General features: G+C 38.8%; 18 protein-coding genes and 4 tRNA genes. 18 read left to right on the forward strand and 4 right to left on the reverse strand.

Going from position 1 to position 18,688, the window contains the following annotated elements; all coding sequences use genetic code 11:
* The first annotated feature begins 35 nt into the window (after nucleotides 1-35).
* Genes RDV53_RS07405 through RDV53_RS07415 form a run of 3 tightly spaced genes read left to right on the forward strand, consistent with a single transcriptional unit; the run spans nucleotide 36 to nucleotide 1,674 of the window.
* Nucleotides 36-491 carry an NfeD family protein gene (locus tag RDV53_RS07405; protein ID WP_005695696.1) on the forward strand — a complete coding sequence of 152 codons (456 nt, stop codon included), beginning with the start codon at nucleotides 36-38 and terminating at the stop codon, nucleotides 489-491.
* Complete coding sequence (locus RDV53_RS07410) at nucleotides 488-1,093, forward strand: NAD(P)H-dependent oxidoreductase (protein WP_005695697.1); 606 nt, start codon at nucleotides 488-490, stop codon at nucleotides 1,091-1,093. Before RDV53_RS07405 ends, RDV53_RS07410 begins: the two co-directional genes overlap by 4 nt.
* Before the next feature lie 23 nt (nucleotides 1,094-1,116).
* Entirely contained in the window at nucleotides 1,117-1,674 is a 558-nt protein-coding gene (locus tag RDV53_RS07415) for a TorD/DmsD family molecular chaperone (RefSeq protein ID WP_032822826.1), read from the forward strand.
* 98 nt (nucleotides 1,675-1,772) lie between these two features.
* Here the strand turns inward: RDV53_RS07415 and gyrA are convergent, their stop codons facing one another.
* Together gyrA and ycaO are read right to left on the reverse strand one after the other, a co-directional pair.
* On the reverse strand, nucleotides 1,773-4,418 hold the full coding sequence (gene gyrA / locus RDV53_RS07420) for a DNA topoisomerase (ATP-hydrolyzing) subunit A (protein ID WP_005695699.1): 2,646 nt from the start codon (nucleotides 4,416-4,418) through the stop codon (nucleotides 1,773-1,775).
* Between the two features lie 153 nt (nucleotides 4,419-4,571).
* Nucleotides 4,572-6,335, reverse strand: coding sequence for a 30S ribosomal protein S12 methylthiotransferase accessory factor YcaO (gene ycaO / locus RDV53_RS07425; RefSeq protein ID WP_032822824.1), 1,764 nt, complete (start codon nucleotides 6,333-6,335; stop codon nucleotides 4,572-4,574).
* Between the two features lie 179 nt (nucleotides 6,336-6,514).
* On the opposite strand from ycaO, the gene RDV53_RS07430 reads away from it, so the two are divergent.
* Nucleotides 6,515-6,853, forward strand: coding sequence for a YegP family protein (locus tag RDV53_RS07430; RefSeq protein ID WP_005695704.1), 339 nt, complete (start codon nucleotides 6,515-6,517; stop codon nucleotides 6,851-6,853).
* Here RDV53_RS07430 and RDV53_RS07435 read toward each other — a convergent pair whose 3' ends face one another.
* Complete coding sequence (locus RDV53_RS07435; protein WP_080553590.1) at nucleotides 6,854-7,552, reverse strand: class I SAM-dependent methyltransferase; 699 nt, start codon at nucleotides 7,550-7,552, stop codon at nucleotides 6,854-6,856.
* A gap of 28 nt (nucleotides 7,553-7,580) precedes the next feature.
* On the opposite strand from RDV53_RS07435, the gene gloB reads away from it, so the two are divergent.
* The 7 genes from gloB to RDV53_RS07470 all read left to right on the forward strand — a co-directional run bounded on the left by gloB (nucleotide 7,581) and on the right by RDV53_RS07470 (nucleotide 10,981).
* Nucleotides 7,581-8,282 (forward strand): hydroxyacylglutathione hydrolase, encoded by a 702-nt coding sequence (gene gloB, locus RDV53_RS07440; RefSeq protein ID WP_005695706.1) that lies wholly within the window; start codon nucleotides 7,581-7,583, stop codon nucleotides 8,280-8,282.
* A gap of 135 nt (nucleotides 8,283-8,417) precedes the next feature.
* Complete coding sequence (gene hemA / locus RDV53_RS07445) at nucleotides 8,418-9,740, forward strand: glutamyl-tRNA reductase (RefSeq protein ID WP_005695707.1); 1,323 nt, start codon at nucleotides 8,418-8,420, stop codon at nucleotides 9,738-9,740.
* Nucleotides 9,724-10,467, forward strand: a complete 744-nt coding sequence (locus RDV53_RS07450; RefSeq protein WP_005695710.1) for a phosphodiester glycosidase family protein — start codon at nucleotides 9,724-9,726, stop codon at nucleotides 10,465-10,467. Before hemA ends, RDV53_RS07450 begins: the two co-directional genes overlap by 17 nt.
* 123 nt (nucleotides 10,468-10,590) lie before the next feature.
* A tRNA-Met gene (locus RDV53_RS07455) sits at nucleotides 10,591-10,667 on the forward strand.
* Nucleotides 10,668-10,672: 5 nt separating this feature from the next.
* Nucleotides 10,673-10,757 (forward strand) — tRNA-Leu (locus tag RDV53_RS07460).
* A 27-nt stretch (nucleotides 10,758-10,784) separates the two neighbouring features.
* Nucleotides 10,785-10,859, forward strand: a tRNA-Gln gene (locus RDV53_RS07465).
* Nucleotides 10,860-10,906: 47 nt separating this feature from the next.
* Nucleotides 10,907-10,981, forward strand: a tRNA-Gln gene (locus RDV53_RS07470).
* Between the two features lie 136 nt (nucleotides 10,982-11,117).
* Here the strand turns inward: RDV53_RS07470 and prfC are convergent.
* The gene (gene prfC, locus RDV53_RS07475; RefSeq protein WP_005695711.1) at nucleotides 11,118-12,701 is read right to left on the reverse strand and encodes a peptide chain release factor 3; all 1,584 of its coding nucleotides are present in this window, start codon (nucleotides 12,699-12,701) and stop codon (nucleotides 11,118-11,120) included.
* A gap of 486 nt (nucleotides 12,702-13,187) precedes the next feature.
* On the opposite strand from prfC, the gene RDV53_RS07480 reads away from it, so the two are divergent.
* The 7 genes from RDV53_RS07480 (at nucleotide 13,188) to RDV53_RS07510 (ending at nucleotide 18,645) form a co-directional block, all read left to right on the forward strand.
* Entirely contained in the window at nucleotides 13,188-13,568 is a 381-nt protein-coding gene (locus tag RDV53_RS07480; RefSeq protein WP_005698794.1) for a hypothetical protein, read from the forward strand.
* A gap of 91 nt (nucleotides 13,569-13,659) precedes the next feature.
* Complete coding sequence (locus tag RDV53_RS07485) at nucleotides 13,660-13,956, forward strand: hypothetical protein (protein ID WP_005695713.1); 297 nt, start codon at nucleotides 13,660-13,662, stop codon at nucleotides 13,954-13,956.
* A gap of 80 nt (nucleotides 13,957-14,036) precedes the next feature.
* Nucleotides 14,037-14,411, forward strand: a complete 375-nt coding sequence (locus RDV53_RS07490; RefSeq protein ID WP_005695714.1) for a hypothetical protein — start codon at nucleotides 14,037-14,039, stop codon at nucleotides 14,409-14,411.
* A 23-nt stretch (nucleotides 14,412-14,434) separates the two neighbouring features.
* Entirely contained in the window at nucleotides 14,435-16,012 is a 1,578-nt protein-coding gene (locus tag RDV53_RS07495) for a DUF4384 domain-containing protein (RefSeq protein WP_232620859.1), read from the forward strand.
* 22 nt (nucleotides 16,013-16,034) lie between these two features.
* On the forward strand, nucleotides 16,035-17,075 hold the full coding sequence (locus tag RDV53_RS07500) for a tetratricopeptide repeat protein (RefSeq protein WP_005695716.1): 1,041 nt from the start codon (nucleotides 16,035-16,037) through the stop codon (nucleotides 17,073-17,075).
* Nucleotides 17,076-17,107: 32 nt separating this feature from the next.
* Entirely contained in the window at nucleotides 17,108-17,641 is a 534-nt protein-coding gene (locus RDV53_RS07505; protein ID WP_005695717.1) for a pentapeptide repeat-containing protein, read from the forward strand.
* Nucleotides 17,642-17,784: 143 nt separating this feature from the next.
* Nucleotides 17,785-18,645 (forward strand): phosphoribosylaminoimidazolesuccinocarboxamide synthase, encoded by an 861-nt coding sequence (locus RDV53_RS07510; RefSeq protein ID WP_032822822.1) that lies wholly within the window; start codon nucleotides 17,785-17,787, stop codon nucleotides 18,643-18,645.
* The last annotated feature ends 43 nt before the right edge of the window (nucleotides 18,646-18,688 follow it).

Below are 18,688 nucleotides of genomic sequence, written 5' to 3' on the forward strand. Positions count from 1 at the left end.
AAAAATGACCGCACTTTTTCTCTCAAGGAGTTGATATGGCAGATTGGTTAACAACTTGGTCGGTTTGGCATTGGTTGGTATTAGGTTTTGTATTGTTAATTGCTGAAATCCTTGTACCCGGCGTATTTTTATTGTGGTGGGGCTTGGCTGCGATTGTGGCAGCAGGCGTAATGGCGTTGGTGCCGAGTTTATCCTTAACCGCGTTAGCCGTTTTTTATGCAATTTTAGCGATTATTCTCTCGTTGCTTTGGTGGAAATACCAACATAGCAAAGATAATCAGGATCAATCTCGTACAACCTTAAATCAAAGAGATCATACTCTGTTAGGTAAAAAAGGTACGGTATTAGAAATCGGTTCTAACGGGATTGGTCGAGGTGCTTTTGCCGATACCACATGGCGCATTCAAGGCGAGCATTTAACGGTGAATGATCTTGTGGTGGTCGAACGCGTTGATGGCATCACATTGTTAGTTAAAAAGGTAGCAGAATGAATCATTTAATTATTTTTGCACATCCCAATAGCCAAAAAAGTTTTGGTCGTGCAATCGTAGAGCGTATTGTAAAAGCAAGCCAACAACTTGGTGTTGAAACCCATTTGCGTGATCTGTACACGATGGAATTTAACCCGATTATTTCCTTTGAAGAATTACAATCGGCCAATAAAGGCATTATCCCAGCAGAAATCCAGCAGGAACATGAATTTATTCTCCAAGCGGATTTGATTACGATGGTTTATCCGTTGTGGTGGATGGGCTTTCCGGCGATGCTAAAAGGCTATTTAGACCGCGTACTCACGCATGGTTTTGCCTATAAAACAGAGAATGGTGAGTCCAAAGGCCTTATTCATGGTAAAGCAATGCAGCAATTTATCACAATTGGTAGCAGCGTGGCGCAATATCAAGAATTTGGCGTAGATAAATCTCTTAATCATTGTTTGGTTAATGGTTTATTTAATTATTGCGGTATTGAAAATGTGGATTACACGCTGTTCGGAGATATTCACATTATCGATGATGTAGCCCGCCAAGCGATGCTTGATGAAGCTGCTGAAAAAACAGCAGCAAAATTGACCGCACTTTTAGCTCAATCTTGAGTACAATTATAGGAAAGCAACAGATGTCAGAAACTCAAGTTAATAATTTCTCTTTAATTAGTCGCTTATTCGGTAATTTATTTTATCGCAGCCCTACGGATCCAATTTTAAGTGGGGTATTTGATTGGCTGCAACAACAAGGTTTAAGTCAAGTGTGGGCACTTTCTACGGATAAAGAAAGTGAAGCCGCCATTGATAATTTACAGATGAAAATTGATTTAACGTTACTTGATCAAGAATATCAAAAATTGTTTGGCCCAAACGGTAATGTGCCGACAGCTATTTCTAGTTATGATATGGATGTGCAACGTTTTGTGGATTTCCGTCATGCTCGTAACGTGCCAGAGGCAGAGAATGTGGATCATTTCGCCTTGTTATTGCTTACGGCTTCTTGGTTAGAAGACAACACGGAATCGCTATCCGCTCAACAAGATTTATTCGGTGATTTCTTATTACCTTGTGCAGCGAAATTCTTAACCCAAGTAGAAACTTATGCCACACTTCCTTTATATCGTTCATTAGCGTATTTAACCCGTGAAATTCTTGCGGCAATGGCTGATGAATTAGAAGAAGGCGAGTAGTTTTCATCAATAGAATAGATTTCTAAAAGAGATTTTAGATGCCAATAAAAAAGCCCCCGCGAATCAAAACGCGGGGCTTTTATTTAATGGAAGGCCAATTATTCTTCAGAAGTCACATCTTCAGAGCCTTCGTCTTCATCATCCACATCACAAACACGCTCAAGACTGACTACATGCTCATCTTCTGCGGTGCGAATTAAACGAACCCCTTGAGTGTTACGGCCAACGATGCTCACTTCACTTACACGAGTGCGCACTAAGGTACCCGCATCGGTAATAAGCATAATTTGGTCGGTTTCTTCCACTTGTGTCGCCGCAACGACTTTACCGTTACGTTCGCTCACTTTAATCGAAATGACCCCTTTGGTATTACGGGATTTGGTTGGGTATTCGCTTAATTGTGTGCGTTTACCGTAACCATTTTGCGTTGCGGTAAGAATTGCACCATCATTTTTCGGTACAACTAAGGAAACCACTTTATCGATATTGAGATCGAGGGTTTCTTCTGCATTATCGTCAGAAACCTCTTCAATTTCGACCGCACTTTCATCGTCAGCGATGTCATTAGTAAGGGCAAGTTTAATACCGCGTACACCTGTTGCTAAACGCCCCATTGCACGGACTGCACTTTCCGCGAAACGTACTACGCGACCTTGCGAAGAGAACAACATGATTTCGTTAGAACCGTCAGTGATATCCACACCGATTAATTCATCTTCATCACGTAAGTTCAAGGCGATGATACCGCTTGAACGTGGACGGCTGAATTCGGTTAGTGCAATTTTCTTCACAATACCGCCGGCCGTTGCCATGATGACGAATTTATCTTCTTCATAAGCAGAGATTGGCAAGATTGCAGTGATACGTTCGTTTTCTTGTAACGGTAGAATATTCACAATCGGACGACCACGCGCGCCACGGCTCGCTTGTGGTAATTGATAGACTTTCAACCAATATAAACGACCACGGCTAGAGAAGCAGAGAATCGTATCGTGAGTATTCGCCACTAAGAGTTTTTCGATGAAGTCTTCATCTTTCATCTTCGTTGCGGATTTACCTTTACCACCACGACGTTGAGCTTCGTAGTCGGTAAGCGGTTGATATTTCACATAACCTTCGTGAGAAAGGGTCACTACTACATCTTCTTGAGCGATTAAATCTTCTAAATCAATATCACCAGAAGCCGCAGTAATTTCAGTACGACGTTCATCGGCGAATTGTGCGCGTACTTGTTCAAGCTCTTCACGAATCACTTCCATCAAGCGCTCAGGGCTGTTAATGATGTGGAGAAGTTCTGCAATTTTAACCAATAACTCTTTGTATTCATTGATCACTTCTTCGGTAGCAAGACCAGTTAAGCGATGTAAGCGAAGTTCTAAGATTGCATCAACTTGTTCTGGAGAAAGATAGTAATCAGAACCTTTAATACCAAATTCAGCCGCTAATTCAGCTGGACGAGCCGCTGCATCAAGCAAGCCTAAAATTTCGTTATTCAGCTTCCAAGGACGAGAAATTAATTTTTCTGCCGCTTCTTTACGCTCTTTCGATTGACGGATGATATCGATGACTTCATCGATATTTGATGTCGCAACCGCTAAACCTTCTAAAATATGCGTACGCTCGCGGGCTTTACGCAATTCAAATAAAGAACGGCGAATCACCACTTCGCGACGGTGCATCACAAAGGCTTCAATGATTTGTTTTAAGTTGAATAAACGTGGTTGACCGTGATCTAAGGCCACCATGTTGATTCCGAAGGTTACCTGCATTTGGGTAAGCGCATAGAGGTGATTTAATACCACTTCGCCTACGGCATCACGTTTGATGTCGATTTCAATGCGGATCCCTTCTTTGTTCGAAAGGTCGATAATATTGCTGATGCCTTCGATTTTTTTATCTTTGATAAGCTCAGCAATTTTTTCCACTAATTTGGCTTTGTTCACCTGATAAGGCAATTCGGTCACAATGATTTGTTCTTTGCCTTTATCTGTGGTTTCTACGCTAGCGCGAGCGCGAACATACACTTTGCCGCGACCAGTGCGATAAGCTTCTTCAATCCCTTTACGGCCATTAATTAATGCCGCTGTCGGGAAGTCAGGGCCTGGGATATATTGCATTAATTCATCAATGGTGATGTTTTCGTTATCAATATAAGCCAAGCAGCCATCTAAAACTTCATTTAAGTTGTGTGGTGGAATGTTGGTTGCCATCCCCACCGCAATACCGGAAGAACCGTTTGCTAAAAGTGCAGGAATACGAGTTGGTAATACATCCGGAATCATTAATTCGCCATCATAGTTTGGCGAGAAATTTACGGTTTCTTTATCCAAGTCAGTTAATAGCGCTTGGGTAATTTTTTGCATGCGAACTTCGGTATAACGCATTGCCGCTGGCGCGTCACCGTCGATTGAACCGAAGTTACCTTGCCCATCTACCAACATGTAGCGCAATGAGAACGGCTGTGCCATACGCACAATGGTGTCATACACCGCAGAATCACCATGCGGGTGATATTTACCGATTACATCACCTACCACACGGGCAGATTTTACGTATTTTTTGCCGGCAGTGATGCCAGATTGATCCATGGAGAAAAGCACACGTCGATGCACCGGTTTTAAACCGTCACGCACATCGGGCAAAGCACGCCCAACAATCACCGACATGGCGTAGTCAAGGTAAGAAGATTTTAGTTCTTCTTCGATATTGACTGGGGTAATAGAGGAATGGATTGAATCCGTCATTTTTATTCCTTTTTTGATCAAAAAATTGTGACGGATTATAGCATAAATTTAAGCGTTTTTGTGTGAAAAGTGCGGTTGATTTTAAAGCAGTTTTTTAATGCAGAAATGAATAAGGCAGACATTAAGTCCGCCTTATGATTGCGAAAAAATCGTCTATTTCCAATTTTCTCGTTTGGCTTTTTGTAATTTCGCATAAGCACCAAGTAAAGCTTGGTGTTCTTTGAAGTTTTCAAGCGTTTCATCGCTGGCTGGCAAGTTATAGAACGGGTTACCTTTTTCTGCCACTGCAGCCCAAGCTTGTTGAACGGCTTCTTTGCCATACATTCTTTCAAATACAGTACGATATTGTTGTGGATCGCGAGTATTGTCTAAATGCAATTCAATGATACTGATTAAAGCACGATAGTAATTTGCACGCTCTGGTGTAAACACAGAGCTGTTCATATTCATCGTCCAGTTAGCCCAATCTAAGGCTAATTCTAATTCACCTAATGCTAAGTAGAGCATGGATTTAAGTTCACCAACACGTAATGTGGTCCAACCGCTTGCTTTTGGCGCCACGATACCGATAAATTCTCGAACACGTGTGGCATCGTCAATATCTTGCTCATCTAATTCTGCTAACAACTCTTCGTAAGTTTCAGCATCATGATGATGGTGTGGCAAATCTAATAAAATCTCGCGCCAGTCCATCCCCATATTGTTATTGGCATAAATGAGGTCATCAGCAGGATAGATATCAGACATGCCTGGTACGATAATGCGGCAAGCGTAAACGTCTAAATGGTTGTAATCCATAATATAAACTTCTTTTTCTTCCGCCTTAAAGATTGCCATCAAGTTTTCATATTCTTCTTGCGTTGAACCTGAGAAATCCCAATCTACAAACTCATAATCTGGTGTATTTTTGAATAAATCCCAAGAAATTAAACCGCTAGAATCAATGAAGTGTGTTTCAAGGTTGGCGTGCTCCGCCACATCATCATTATTGAATGATGGAGGAGAGAATACATCGAGATCTTTTAAACTGCGACCTTGTAAAAGCTCCGTTACGGTACGCTCTAATGCCACTTGGAAGTTCGGATGTGCACCAAAAGAGGCAAAGCACGTGCCGTTATTTGGGGTGAGCAATACCACGCAAATCACAGGGTATTTGCCACCTAATGAGGCATCAAAGGCATAAATAGGGAAGCCTTTTTCCTCTAATTTGGCAATAGAGGCTTGAATGGATGGGTAACGATCCATGACGAATTTTGGAATTTCAGGAAGACTGATTGCTTCTGCAATAATGCGATTTTTTACATAACGCTCAAAAACTTCTGAAAGCCCTTGCACTCGTGCTTCATTTTGTGTGTTACCAGCGGACATCCCGTTAGAAACATACAAATTCGCAATGATACTTTGTGGAATATAGACGGTTTGTTGATCGGATTGGCGCACATAAGGCATGGCGACGATACCACGATCGTAATTGCCGGATTGCAGATCCACGAGTAATTCAGGCGTTAGTTCTTGGTTAGGATCGAAATAATCCCATAAATAATCGTCTAAAATCCCTTGTGGTAAAAGGGAATCGTCTTCAATAGGAAACCATTTTTCAGTGGGATAATGAACAAAATCACCGTTAGCAATTTCTTGTCCTAAATAGAAATCAGCAAAGAAATAGTTGGTGGAAAGACGCTCGAAATATTCACCTAATGCAGACGCTAATGCGGCTTTTTTGCTGGCGCCTTTGCCGTTAGAAAAACATTGTGGGCAATCTTTATCACGAATGTGTACCGACCATACATTTGGCACAGGATTAAGCCAAGATGCTTCTTCAATATTGAAACCAAGTGCGGTCAATTTTTGTTGAAATTTTGAAATACTGTCTTCAAGTGCGGCATCTTTGCCAGGAATAAAGGTTTGTTCTGTCATAATTGTTCCTGTTATAAAAGGTTCCAGCATCATAGGGGAGTTTAGTGAGCTAATCAAGTATAAAATTTATACGCTTTAACTCTTGTTTTCCTTGATTTTTAAGGGTAAATTAGCTTGGTGCGGAAAGGCATTTTCTGTGTGGGTAAAATTATAAACAAATCAACCAATTGGGAGATATCATGGCTCAAGGATTTTATGAATTAAAAGTGGCTAAAGACGGACAATTTATGTTCAACTTAAAAGCAGCAAACGGACAAGTGATTTTAACTAGCGAACTTTATAAAACTAAAGCATCAGCTGAAAACGGTATTGCTTCAGTGCAAAAAAATGGCGTGGATGCGAAAAACTTTGAATATCGCGTAGCAAAAAATGATAAACCTTATTTCGTATTAAAAGCAGCTAACCACCAAGAAATTGGCCGTAGCCAATATTATTCTTCTCAAGCTGCAGCAGAAAAAGGCGTTGAGTCAGTGATCAATAACGCATCTTCTGCAGTAATCAAAGAAGTCACAGAATAATCATTCTGTTCTTATTTCTTTAAATGCACCTGCCGGCTCTAAAAACGCCGGCATTTTTGACCGCGCTTTCTCCGGATTCAGTGTTAATGGATAGGTTCGTTTTTGAGCAATGATGACCGTGAGCGGAGAGCAGAGCGTGGTCTTTTCTTGTTTTATAGATAGTCTTTCTTCTGCAATCACATCAAAATTTAATAACGATAACCAGTCAATGACTCGCCAAGTAGCATATTGTCGGAATTTGAAGTCACCTAACTTCGGTTTGAAAAGTAATGGACTCATCGGATTAAATAACGTGATGAAAATCCAGCCGTCATCCTTTAAAACGCGATGTGCTTCACGCAATATTTGGTGAGGATCTTGCGCAAAGTTTAAGGTGTTTGCCAACAAACAAGCATCCATTTCTTTTTCAATAAAAGGCAAGGCTAATGGTGAGGCTTGGATCAAACTGTCACTTTCATTTAAAAGTGCGGTAGAAAAATACGCTGTTTTTTCAGCTAATACAATTTGATGACGTAAAGGTAAATCAAAGGCGATTTCTCCACTTAAGGCACCGACTTTCAGAATTTGATAGCCTAAAATTTTTGGTGTCCATTGGGCAAAATAATGTGTTAATACGTTACAATAGGCTTCACCTTGTGGTAATGCTTGCCAACTTTCAGGTGAAAGAAGAGGTTTGTGCCATTTGGCTTTCCAATTCAATGTTAATCCTATTTTCATAAGGTAATTTATGCTAGTTCCTATTTCTGCACTCAATGATAACTATATTTGGCTTTATAGACGAGAAAATTTCCCCGTAATTGTGATCGATATCCCAGAAATAACGCGTTTAATTCCGTATTTAGAATTCAATAAGCTAGGCGTAGAGGCGGTGTTATTAACCCATAATCACGATGATCATGTGCAAGGTGTCGAGACGTTTAAGCAATATTATCCCAATGTGCCAGTTTTCGGTCCAACAGAATGTGCAAATAAAGGGGCAACCAATATCGTGGATAGTGGTGTGATTAATACGGCACATTATCATATTGAAGTTTTGCCAAGTGGTGGTCATACGGCAGGGCATGTCAGCTATTTGGTGGATGGACATCTATTTTGCGGCGATGCGTTATTTTCTGCAGGCTGTGGTCGTGTATTTACGGGAAATTTTGCTCAAATGTTTGAATCTATGCAGCGTTTTAATCAATTACCTAATGAAACCGTGGTTTGTCCTGCTCATGAATATACGCTGGGTAATTTAGCTTTTGCGGAAACGGTATTGGCGGATAAAAATGCGGTCAAAAATCAACGTGTTTTAGTGGAACGTTATCTAGCAGAGGGCAAGCCGAGTTTGCCGACAACAATTGGATTAGAGAAACAAATTAATCCGTTTTTACAAGCAAAAAATTTAGACGATTTTACACAATGGCGTTTAGCGAAAGATAAGTTTTAACTCATTTTAGTTATTTGTTTGAGTTTTTTCTCTTGAAATTTGCTCAATTCTCAACAATTCATTAAAATGGCGAAACTTTTACTTTCTACTTAAGCCGCCTGTTCATAAAAGTGCGGTTATTTTTATTAGATTTTTATGACCCTTCTTGTTCTAGGCATTAATCATAAAACAGCGTCTGTCGCTGTTCGTGAGAAAGTCGCTTTTTCTGAAGAAAAGCGGCAGCTTGCCTTACAACAAATTTACCAACAAGATTTGGCTGAAAGTGCGGTTATTCTTTCTACTTGTAACCGTACTGAGATTTATCTTCACCATCGTCAAATTTCACCTCAAGAGTGTAAGCAATGGCAAACGAACTGTATAAATTGGTTTGCTAACATTCATCATCTTTCTGTAGATGAATTAAATAAAAGTATTTACACACATCAAAATCAACAAGCTGCAAATCATTTAATGCGAGTGGCCTGTGGTTTGGATTCATTAATTTTGGGGGAGCCGCAAATTTTAGGACAGGTGAAGCAAGCTTTCCAAATCAGTGAAGATTATTATCAAGCGGCAAATATTCCACTTTCGAGCACGCTTTCTCGCTTGTTCCAAAAAACTTTTGCTACAGCAAAACGTGTGCGTACTGAAACCAATATTGGTGAAAGTGCCGTATCGGTGGCTTATGCGGCTTGTAGCTTGGCTCGTCAGATTTTTGAATCTTTACGTGAACTACAAATTTTACTTGTTGGGGCAGGAGAAACCATTGAATTGGTGAGCCGTCATTTATTACGCCACGGTGTAAAAAAATTGATGATTGCTAACCGCACTTTATCTCGTGCTGAGCAGTTGGTGGAAAACTTAGCGTCTAATACACCGATTGATGTGTATTTGCTTGATGAATTGCAAACACCACTAAATCAAGCTGATATTGTTATCAGCTCAACAGGCAGTCCAAATGTTTTAATCACCAAAGCGATGGCTGAAATTGCGGAGAAAGCACGCCAATTTAGACCGACTTTAATGGTTGATATCGCCGTGCCTCGTGATATTGATGAAAATGTCTCGGAATTAGAAAGTGTGTATCATTACACTGTGGATGATTTGCAAGATATTATCCAGCGTAATCTTTCTCAACGTGAGCAAGCATCAGAGCAAGCGCAAGATATCATTACACAAGAATGCATGGATTTCTTTGAGTGGTTGAAGGTTCATCAATTCTCCAATTTGATTCGTCATTACCGAGATGAGGCAGAGAATACTCGCCAAGAATTACTCGAAAAAGCGTTACACCAAATTCAACAGGGTGAGAATGCTGAAAAAATTCTGCAAGAATTGAGTTATAAATTAACAAATAAACTTATTCATGCACCAACCCAAACCATGCAAGCCATGATGCGATCAGGGAATGCAGAAGGGTTGCATGCCTTTTCCAATGCGTTGCATTTAACCCATCCTTTAAATGAAAAAAACGATTAAATTTTTGACCGCACTTTTTAGTTGCGCATCGTTACTGATGAGTGTGCCAGCCCTAGCTGAATACCGAACCTTTGATGATGGCAATATTACTTACGGAATTTTTCAAGCAAAGCCCGAAGAAGTACAGCTACATTGGAAGGATGCTGAAGGTAAAGATTATCAAAGTTTAACGCGTCTCAAAAATGCCTTAGAAGATAGCTATAACGTGAAAATGGTCATGAATGCGGGCATTTATAGCATGAATAATGTGCCTGCGGGGTTATGGATTGAGCAAGGAAAAGAACTCAATGCGTTAAATACAAAATCAGGCAAAGGTAACTTCCATGTACAACCTAATGGGGTATTTGCTATTGCTGGAAATAAACCCTACATTTTAACAACCGCCGCGTATCAAAAAAGCAAACTCAAACCTGATTTTGCGTTGCAATCAGGCCCGATGTTGATTATTCATGGAAAAATGAATCCGCAATTTCGAGCAAGCCTAGAAAGCTATCATAAGCGTAATGCAGTGTGTTTGACGAAGCAAAATGAATTACTTTTCTTGATGACGATAAAAGGTGAGCCTAACCTTTATACATTGAGTCAAGGTTTGCTGAAAATAGGTTGTCATGACGCTTTATATCTTGATGGAACCATTTCTAATTGGTACATTCCTGGGCAATTTAACACCCTGCATTGGAAACGTTTTGTTGGAATGATCTCCGTTCTTGATGTGAACAAAAAATAGCAAAAGCGTTTTATTTATAATCAACTAAATCAAAAAATCTGTTTTTTGCAAAAAAATGATTGACGAGAATAGGTCAAATCAGGATAATACGCCCCGCAAAGCCGATAAGGTAAAGCAAATGATGGCTACATAGCTCAGTTGGTTAGAGCACAACACTCATAATGTTGGGGTCGCAAGTTCGAATCTCGCTGTAGCCACCAAATTTGCGGGACTGGCGAAATTGGTAGACGCACCAGATTTAGGTTCTGGCGCCGAGAGGTGTGTGGGTTCAAGTCCCTCGTCCCGCACCATTTATCAGCTTGCAGTCAAATAGTCGTTGGGGTATCGCCAAGCGGTAAGGCACCGGGTTTTGATCTCGGCATCCCTAGGTTCGAATCCTAGTACCCCAGCCATACTATCTAAATAAAATCTTCTTTATTTCCAATCAAAGAATTTCAGTTGGGGTATCGCCAAGCGGTAAGGCACCGGGTTTTGATCTCGGCATCCCTAGGTTCGAATCCTAGTACCCCAGCCATCTTATTTTCTCTATTTCTTTTATATAAAAAATGCGATTAAATTTAACCGCATCTTAGCTATTTAATTTTTTATTTATCTATAAAAAAGTGCGGTACCCAATTCACTATAAATTTTGACCGCACTTCGTATTACAATTAATGTTCCCTTGTTTTAAAGAAGGTCACATCAGGATAACGTTCTTGTGCAAGATTTAGGTTTACCATGGTCGGTGCGATATAAGTGAGATTATCACCGCCATCTAATGCCAGGTTTTGCTCATTCTTACGTTTGAACTCTTCAAATTTTTTGTTATCCGCACATTCCACCCAACGAGCTGTTGCGACGTTGACAGTTTCGTAAATGGCTTCAACGTTATATTCTGATTTCAAACGAGAAACGACCACATCAAACTGTAACACACCGACTGCGCCAACAATTAAATCATTATTACTTAATGGGCGGAATACTTGCACAGCTCCTTCTTCAGAAAGTTGTACTAAGCCTTTCAACAATTGTTTTTGTTTAAGAGGATCTTTCAAACGAATGCGACGGAATAATTCAGGCGCAAAGTTTGGAATACCGGTAAATTTCAGATCTTCACCTTGTGTGAAGGTATCACCAATCTGAATTGTACCGTGATTGTGCAAGCCGATAATATCGCCAGCATAGGCTTCATCGGCATGGGTACGGTCCCCCGCCATAAAGGTGAGAGCGTCAGAAATGACTACATCTTTACCAATACGTACGTGTTTAAGTTTCATCCCTTTTTCGTATTTACCAGAAACTACGCGTAGGAAAGCCACACGGTCGCGGTGTTTTGGATCCATATTGGCTTGGATTTTAAACACGAAACCAGAGAATTTTTCTTCTTCAGCTGAGACTTTACGCGTGTCAGCTTGACGAGCTTGTGGTGCAGGTGCCCATTCGGTTAAACCATCTAAGAAATGATCGACACCGAAGTTACCTAATGCCGTACCGAAAAAGACAGGTGTTAATTCACCACTTAGGAATAAATCCAAATCAAATTCATTACTTGCACCTTTTACAAGCTCTAATTCATCACGCAATTGTTGGGCTAAGTCATCGCCTACGGCAGCATCTAATTCTGGGCTATTTAGACCTTTCACAATGCGTACTTCTTGGATTGTAGAGCCTTGCCCACTTTGGTAAAGATAGGTTTCATCTTTATATAAATGATAAACCCCTTTAAACAATTTACCGCAACCAATCGGCCAAGTAATTGGCGCACAATGGATTTTTAATACGCTTTCCACTTCATCTAATAATTCCATTGGATCACGAATATCACGGTCAAGTTTATTCATGAAAGTGATAATTGGCGTATCGCGCAAACGGGTGACTTCCATTAATTTAATGGTACGTTCCTCAACTCCTTTTGCCGAGTCGATAACCATTAAGCAGCTATCCACAGCCGTCAAAGTGCGGTAGGTATCTTCCGAGAAATCCTCATGCCCCGGTGTATCCAATAAATTCACTAAGCACTCATTGTAAGGGAATTGCATGACGGAAGTCGTAATGGAAATACCACGTTGTTTTTCCATTTCCATCCAGTCAGATTTTGCATGCTGTGCAGAGCCTTTACCTTTTACTGAGCCTGCTTTTTGAATGGCATTGCCGTATAACAATACTTTTTCGGTGATGGTGGTTTTACCAGCGTCAGGGTGGGAAATAATCGCAAATGTGCGACGTTTATTCACTTCTTCTAATGGATAACTCATTGTCTTGTTTCTTCTGTTTTAAATAATGCTGTATTGTCGCTGATTTTCAGATTGAGCTCAAATTAAATTGGGAAAATATTGATTTTATGCTCAATTAGCTTAACAAAGAATATTGATGGTTGTTTATTTTTTAACCTTTGCAAGCGTTTGCGTTGGTTATGTTATAAACATTATTGTTTTTTAATTCTATCGTTTTTCTTTTATTGATTGGTTAAGTCTTTTAATTTTTATGTAAAATTATCAGATAGTAGGGATGGTTATTTGTAATTTTTTTTACTTAACTAAATGTTTTATTTGTATTAAAAATGCATTGTTTACTTTTAGTAAAAAGTAGTCGACATATGTTGCTTATTATAGTTCAAAAATAATTGGTCTAATGACTGGGTTTATTTTGCCGTGATAGATTACCCCTGACTGAAATATACCGATTTCAGTTTTCAATCCTTGATTGAATAATATTTTCTCATGAGGAATCTTGAGGTAAAAATGAAAAAACAAACTTTTTGTTTTAAACAATTATTGCTTATTGCATTTGGAGTTTGCTCTGTATCAACGTTTGTTTATGGGAGCACTCAAAATGTAACTGTTAGTGGAGCTGTAAATAACTCTTCTTCTGGCAGCGGTAAAGCAATGATTAATGTTGGTTCTACCGTAGGTAAGAGTGTTGGCAATAATACCCAAAATGTTGTTGTGAATGGCTCCTTAGTAAATAGAGCATCTGGTAGCGGTAAAGCCAGCATTAATATTGGATCATCAGTAAATGATGGTGGAAGCCATAATCAGTCAGTTAGTGTTGGTTCAATTGTCAATTCTTCTTCAGGTGGTAAATCTGAAGTGAATATCGGTTCTGTTGTTAAAGATTATTAATCTTTAGCTCAGAATTAATGATTGTATTAAATAATCATTAATTTCAATAAGCATAGTAATGCTCAATTTCTTTTAAAAAAGAGGAAAAACAATGAAAAATCTAGTTAAGATTAGTGCAGCAGCAATCTTTGCAGCAAGTTTAGCTTTATCTACTAATGCTGCAATTAAAATTGGTGGTAACAACACTCAAACTACCAATATTCAAGGTGCAGTAGCTAATACAGCCGTGGGCGGTAGTAAAGCGATTCAAAATATTTCATCTAACCATGGTAAAGTAACTATCGGTGGTAATAACACTCAAACCACTAATATTCAAGGTGCGGTAGCTAATACTGCAGTTGGTGGAAGTAAGGCTATACAAAACTTAAGTTCTAATAGCAGCGAATAGTCATAAATAAAATTAATTGGTTATTGGTTATCCAATAACCAATTTTTTATGTGTTTTAAGATTCTGTTGGAGACGAAGTCATGAAAGTTTTTTACATGTTGATACTATTTGGGGCTTCATGTTTTTTATCTCTAAATACTTTTGCGGGAAATGGTGAACTTGTACCAAGAAAAGGTTTAGGGCCTTTGGATAAAGCAAAAGTTCATGAAGTTCAGGCTCAAAAGTGGTCAAGAATTGGAATGGGAATAGAGATGGAAGATGAGGCTGAGAATAGTGTATCTCAGTATAACAACACTTCTAGTGGCAGTTCATTTGGAGGACGTTCTAAAAATTGTTCTACAAATGTTGGAAATGTTACCGCTCAAAAAGGTGCTAGTTCTGGTCGATATGGTCCTAAAAATAAAAATAATAATGTTGTCGTTGTTAAAGGCGATGTAATTAATGTCTGTAAATAATTAATAATAACTTAAGGTATCTTATGAAATTTTCTCGAACTATTATTTCTTATGTTTTGATTTCTAATCTAGTTGGGTGTTCTTTATCTGCTACAAATCTAAAAGAAGATAGACCATATATTGGCTCAACAACGACTCATAACCTCCCTGCAGTAGAACCAGTTAGATCGATATCAAGTTTCAGTGATAGTTTAAATTGTATGGATGATTTGCTACGTCAAAGTAATATTGGTGAAACAGTTATTGCAGTAAAAACTATTAAAGATCCATCAACTAAAGCTGGTGTAGCTGCAAGCGAAATGATTATGACTGCGTTGTCACAAATGTCGAAAATTAGTGGTGCTTTTAAGGTCGCTGATTTTGAAATCGATCCTTTAAAACAAGATACCGTTCAGACATTAACAAATCTTTTATTACCAACGGGAAGTATGCAAATTCCGGCGCCTCAACTTTATATTTCAGGGGCAGTATCTTATGTGGATCAGAATGTATTACGTAAGTCCAATAGCTTAGGACTGTCTTATGCAGAAGATGGTGAGCTTGGTATTTCAGGTGATTTGATGACAACCGCATTGGGGTTGGAGTTGCATATGGGGGATTTTTTAACCCGTACGCTTTATCCGGGTATTGATTCATCTAATGAAATTGTTGCTGCTGGTAAGGGTTTTGGACTCGATGCTGGTGCAAAAATTAAGAAAACAGGTGTTCAGTTTTCTTTAGAACGAGCGCTTTCTCAAGGGCTGGGAGGTTCAATGCGAACCTTAGTTGATTTAGGTACGATAGAGTTAGTGGGTAAATTAACTAAAGTGCCTTATTGGCAATGTTTATCGCTTGACCAAGCTCATCCTGAATTCCAACGTGAATTGTTAGATTGGTACGGTGGAATGGGAGATAGTAGCAAAGTTAAATTCTTCCAAACTGGCTTGAAAAACTTAGGTTATTACAGCGGTAAAGTAGATGGCAAGAGTTCAAAAGAATTCCGTGATGCATTATCGGCATTCCAAAAAGATAATAAAGCGACACCTTCTGGTTTTATTAATTTCGAAAGCTATGAACGCTTAATGAAAAATTATGTAAAAACAGATGCAAATGGTAACTTTAAGAAAGTAGGAGTAGAAGCATCAGATGATAAAGAAGATCAACCTCGAGGAGGGTATCCAGTACTAAATTCTGATAAAGATGCACCAATTAATGTAGGCATTAACTTAAATAAGTCATCTTATCGTCGAGGTGATGCATTAGAGTTAGATGTTAATGTGGATAGAGATTCAACTTATTTAGCGTGTTTCTACCAAGACGCATCGAAAAGCATTACTCAGGTTTATCCAAATCCTATCCAAGGAGAGGGTATAACCTCTAAAAATAATCCACTGAAAATTCCAGGCTCTGATGCATTTACTTTAAGTTTAAATGAAAAAGGTAAAGAAAGTGTGATGTGTATGGCTTCATATTATAGTGTATCTGATAAGCTTCAGAGCAACTTTGGGGATGCCTTGAATCCGCTTAAAGTGAAGGATATGAATGAGTTATCTGAGCAATTAAAAACAATCTTTGGTGATGATTTAAAAGGTATCCAAACAGTGAGTTATCAAGTGAAGTAAACAAATAATCATTGGGGACGATATGTCAAAAAAATATTCAGCATCTAAATTATTTGTTTATGCCTTGCTAGCGGGGATTCCGGTTTCTTATGCACAAATCGTGATTAATAAGCCGATTGAGCCTAGGAATTCAACCGTTCAGCAAGAGCAAAATACGGGGTTTTCTATGGAATTTGCTTATGAAAGCTACCGTAATAAGGATTATCAAAATGCTTATGATGAATTTGATCATTTTGTTTTACAGAATAATCCAAAAGCGTTAATGGCGAATGCCTATTTGTTGTTTAGTGGAAATTTACCAAGAGATTTTGCTAGAGCTAATAAATATTTAGCGCAAGTATCTTCCCTAAAATATGCTCGAGCAATATATTTGCAAGGGCTATTGGAAAAATACCAAAAAGGCTTAAGTCAATTTAATGCAAAGTCTGAAAGATTGGTTAATGATGCTGCAGTTATGGGTGATTATGTCGCTGCGAATGCTTTAGCTAACTACCATTTCCAAAAAGGGAATTATGCATTAGCCCAACGTTGGAATGAAAAAGCGATTAGCTTAGGAAGCCCTGCTGCAAGACTAAATCAACGCATTATATTAAATCGCCAAAATGAGCAAGCAGTTCAAATGGTGCCTAAAACTGTTTCTTCACCACCAAATGTAGGTGTGATCGGTGAACTAAGAGAGCGTTCTCAAGCGGGTGACTCAAGTGCAAGCTACGATTTAGCGGTTCGTTTCCATAAAGGTGTTGGTGTTGCAGTAAATTTTGGTGAAGCAATTCGTCTATATCAATTAGCTGCAGAACAAGGTAGCGCTGAAGCTCAAAAAGTGTTGCCGATTTTGTTATCAAGAAGAACAACGGGTGGCAATATTAATAGTATGTGGATGCAACGAATGTCAAATATGTTACCAAGTCCAGTTGTAGTACAACAGGATACTAATCGTATGCATACAGGCAAAACTGAAAAAAATATTGCGGGGTTTGATACAGAAAAAGCCACGAAAGCTATAACAACATTACAGGAAGATGATCCATTAGACGGATTATTAACTTTGGAACCAAGTCGTTAATTTATTTAAAGTAAACATGAAGGAAGGTAAACATGAAGCACGTTTATTCAAAATTAGCTATTACATTATTTAGTTTTGTAGCATTATCGAGCTATGCTCAAGCTGATAATCATCAATCAGTTACAGTAAAGGGTAAAATTATTAATAGCGCAACGGATGGCGGAGAATCAGTACAAACTATCTCAGGCAAAAAAAGTACTGTTGTCAATGGCACAGTTATTACTCACAACGGCGAAACGACATATATCCCTAGTGGTGATTCATCTTCAGATAAAGTTAATGCTGCTTTAGGTGGACAAGATTTCTCTGGTCAAGATTTGGCAGGACAGTCATTTACCAATTCAGATCTTGCCAATGCAAACTTTAGCAATGCGAATTTGCAAGGCGCTGATTTCACAAATACAAATTTAAGTGGGGCTAACTTTCATAAAGCTAACTTAAAAGGCGCTAATTTAACCAATTCTAACTTAGCAGGTGCAGATCTTACTGGCGCCAATTTAAAAGGTGCAATCAAAACGAATATCAATACCCGTGGAGCAAAAACCAAAGGGGCAATTTGGCGATAAGGCGACAAGTGATATACAAAAAACAGGCTTTATAGCCTGTTTTTTTATTTGCTTTTATTTTTATAAAAAAAAGCAAACGTTTGCGCTAAAAGTGCGGTACAATATCCACCGATTTTTTATTCTTATAATTAAAGGTGCAAGCAATGACACAACTTAGTCTAAAAAAAATCTATTCGGGAAAAGTGCGTGATCTTTATGAGATCGATGATAAACGAATGTTAATGGTCGCCAGTGACCGTTTGTCTGCATTTGATGTGATTTTAGATGATCCTATCCCACGTAAAGGTGAAATCCTGACTCAAATTTCCAATTTCTGGTTCAATAAGTTAGCCCATATTATGCCGAATCATTTTACGGGCGATTCAGTTTATGATGTGTTGCCAAAAGAAGAGGCTGATTTAGTAAAAGATCGCGCAGTGGTTTGCAAACGTTTGAATCCAATTAAAATTGAGTCTATCGTACGTGGTTATTTAACGGGTAGTGGACTAAAAGATTATAAGCAAACAGGGGCCATCTGTGGGTTGAAATTACCGGAAGGATTAGTTGAAGCAAGTAAATTACCAGAACCAATTTTTACGCCATCAAGTAAAGAAGAAGTGGGTAATCACGATATCAATATCAGCTATGAACAATGTGAAAAAGCAATTGGTGCAGAGTTAGCGGCACAAGTGAGAGAAAAAGCAATTGCGCTTTATACTGAGGCAGCAAAATATGCGCTGACTAAAGGTATTATTATTTGTGATACTAAATTTGAATTTGGTTTAGATGAAAATGGTACGCTCACTTTAATGGATGAGGTATTAACACCGGATTCTAGCCGTTTTTGGTCAGTTGATACTTATAAAGAAGGCACAAATCCTCCATCATTTGATAAGCAGTTTGTACGAGATTGGTTAGAGCAAAGTGGTTGGAATAAACAACCGCCAGCACCGAAAGTACCAAAAGAAGTGATTGATAAAACGGTGGCTAAATATCAAGAGGCCTTGGATTTATTAACAAAATAACATTAACAAACTCCCTGCTATGCTTTAGAATAGCAGGGATTTT

The organism is Haemophilus parainfluenzae ATCC 33392 (assembly GCF_031191205.1).
GTDB classification, from domain to species: Bacteria; Pseudomonadota; Gammaproteobacteria; order Enterobacterales; family Pasteurellaceae; genus Haemophilus_D; species Haemophilus_D parainfluenzae.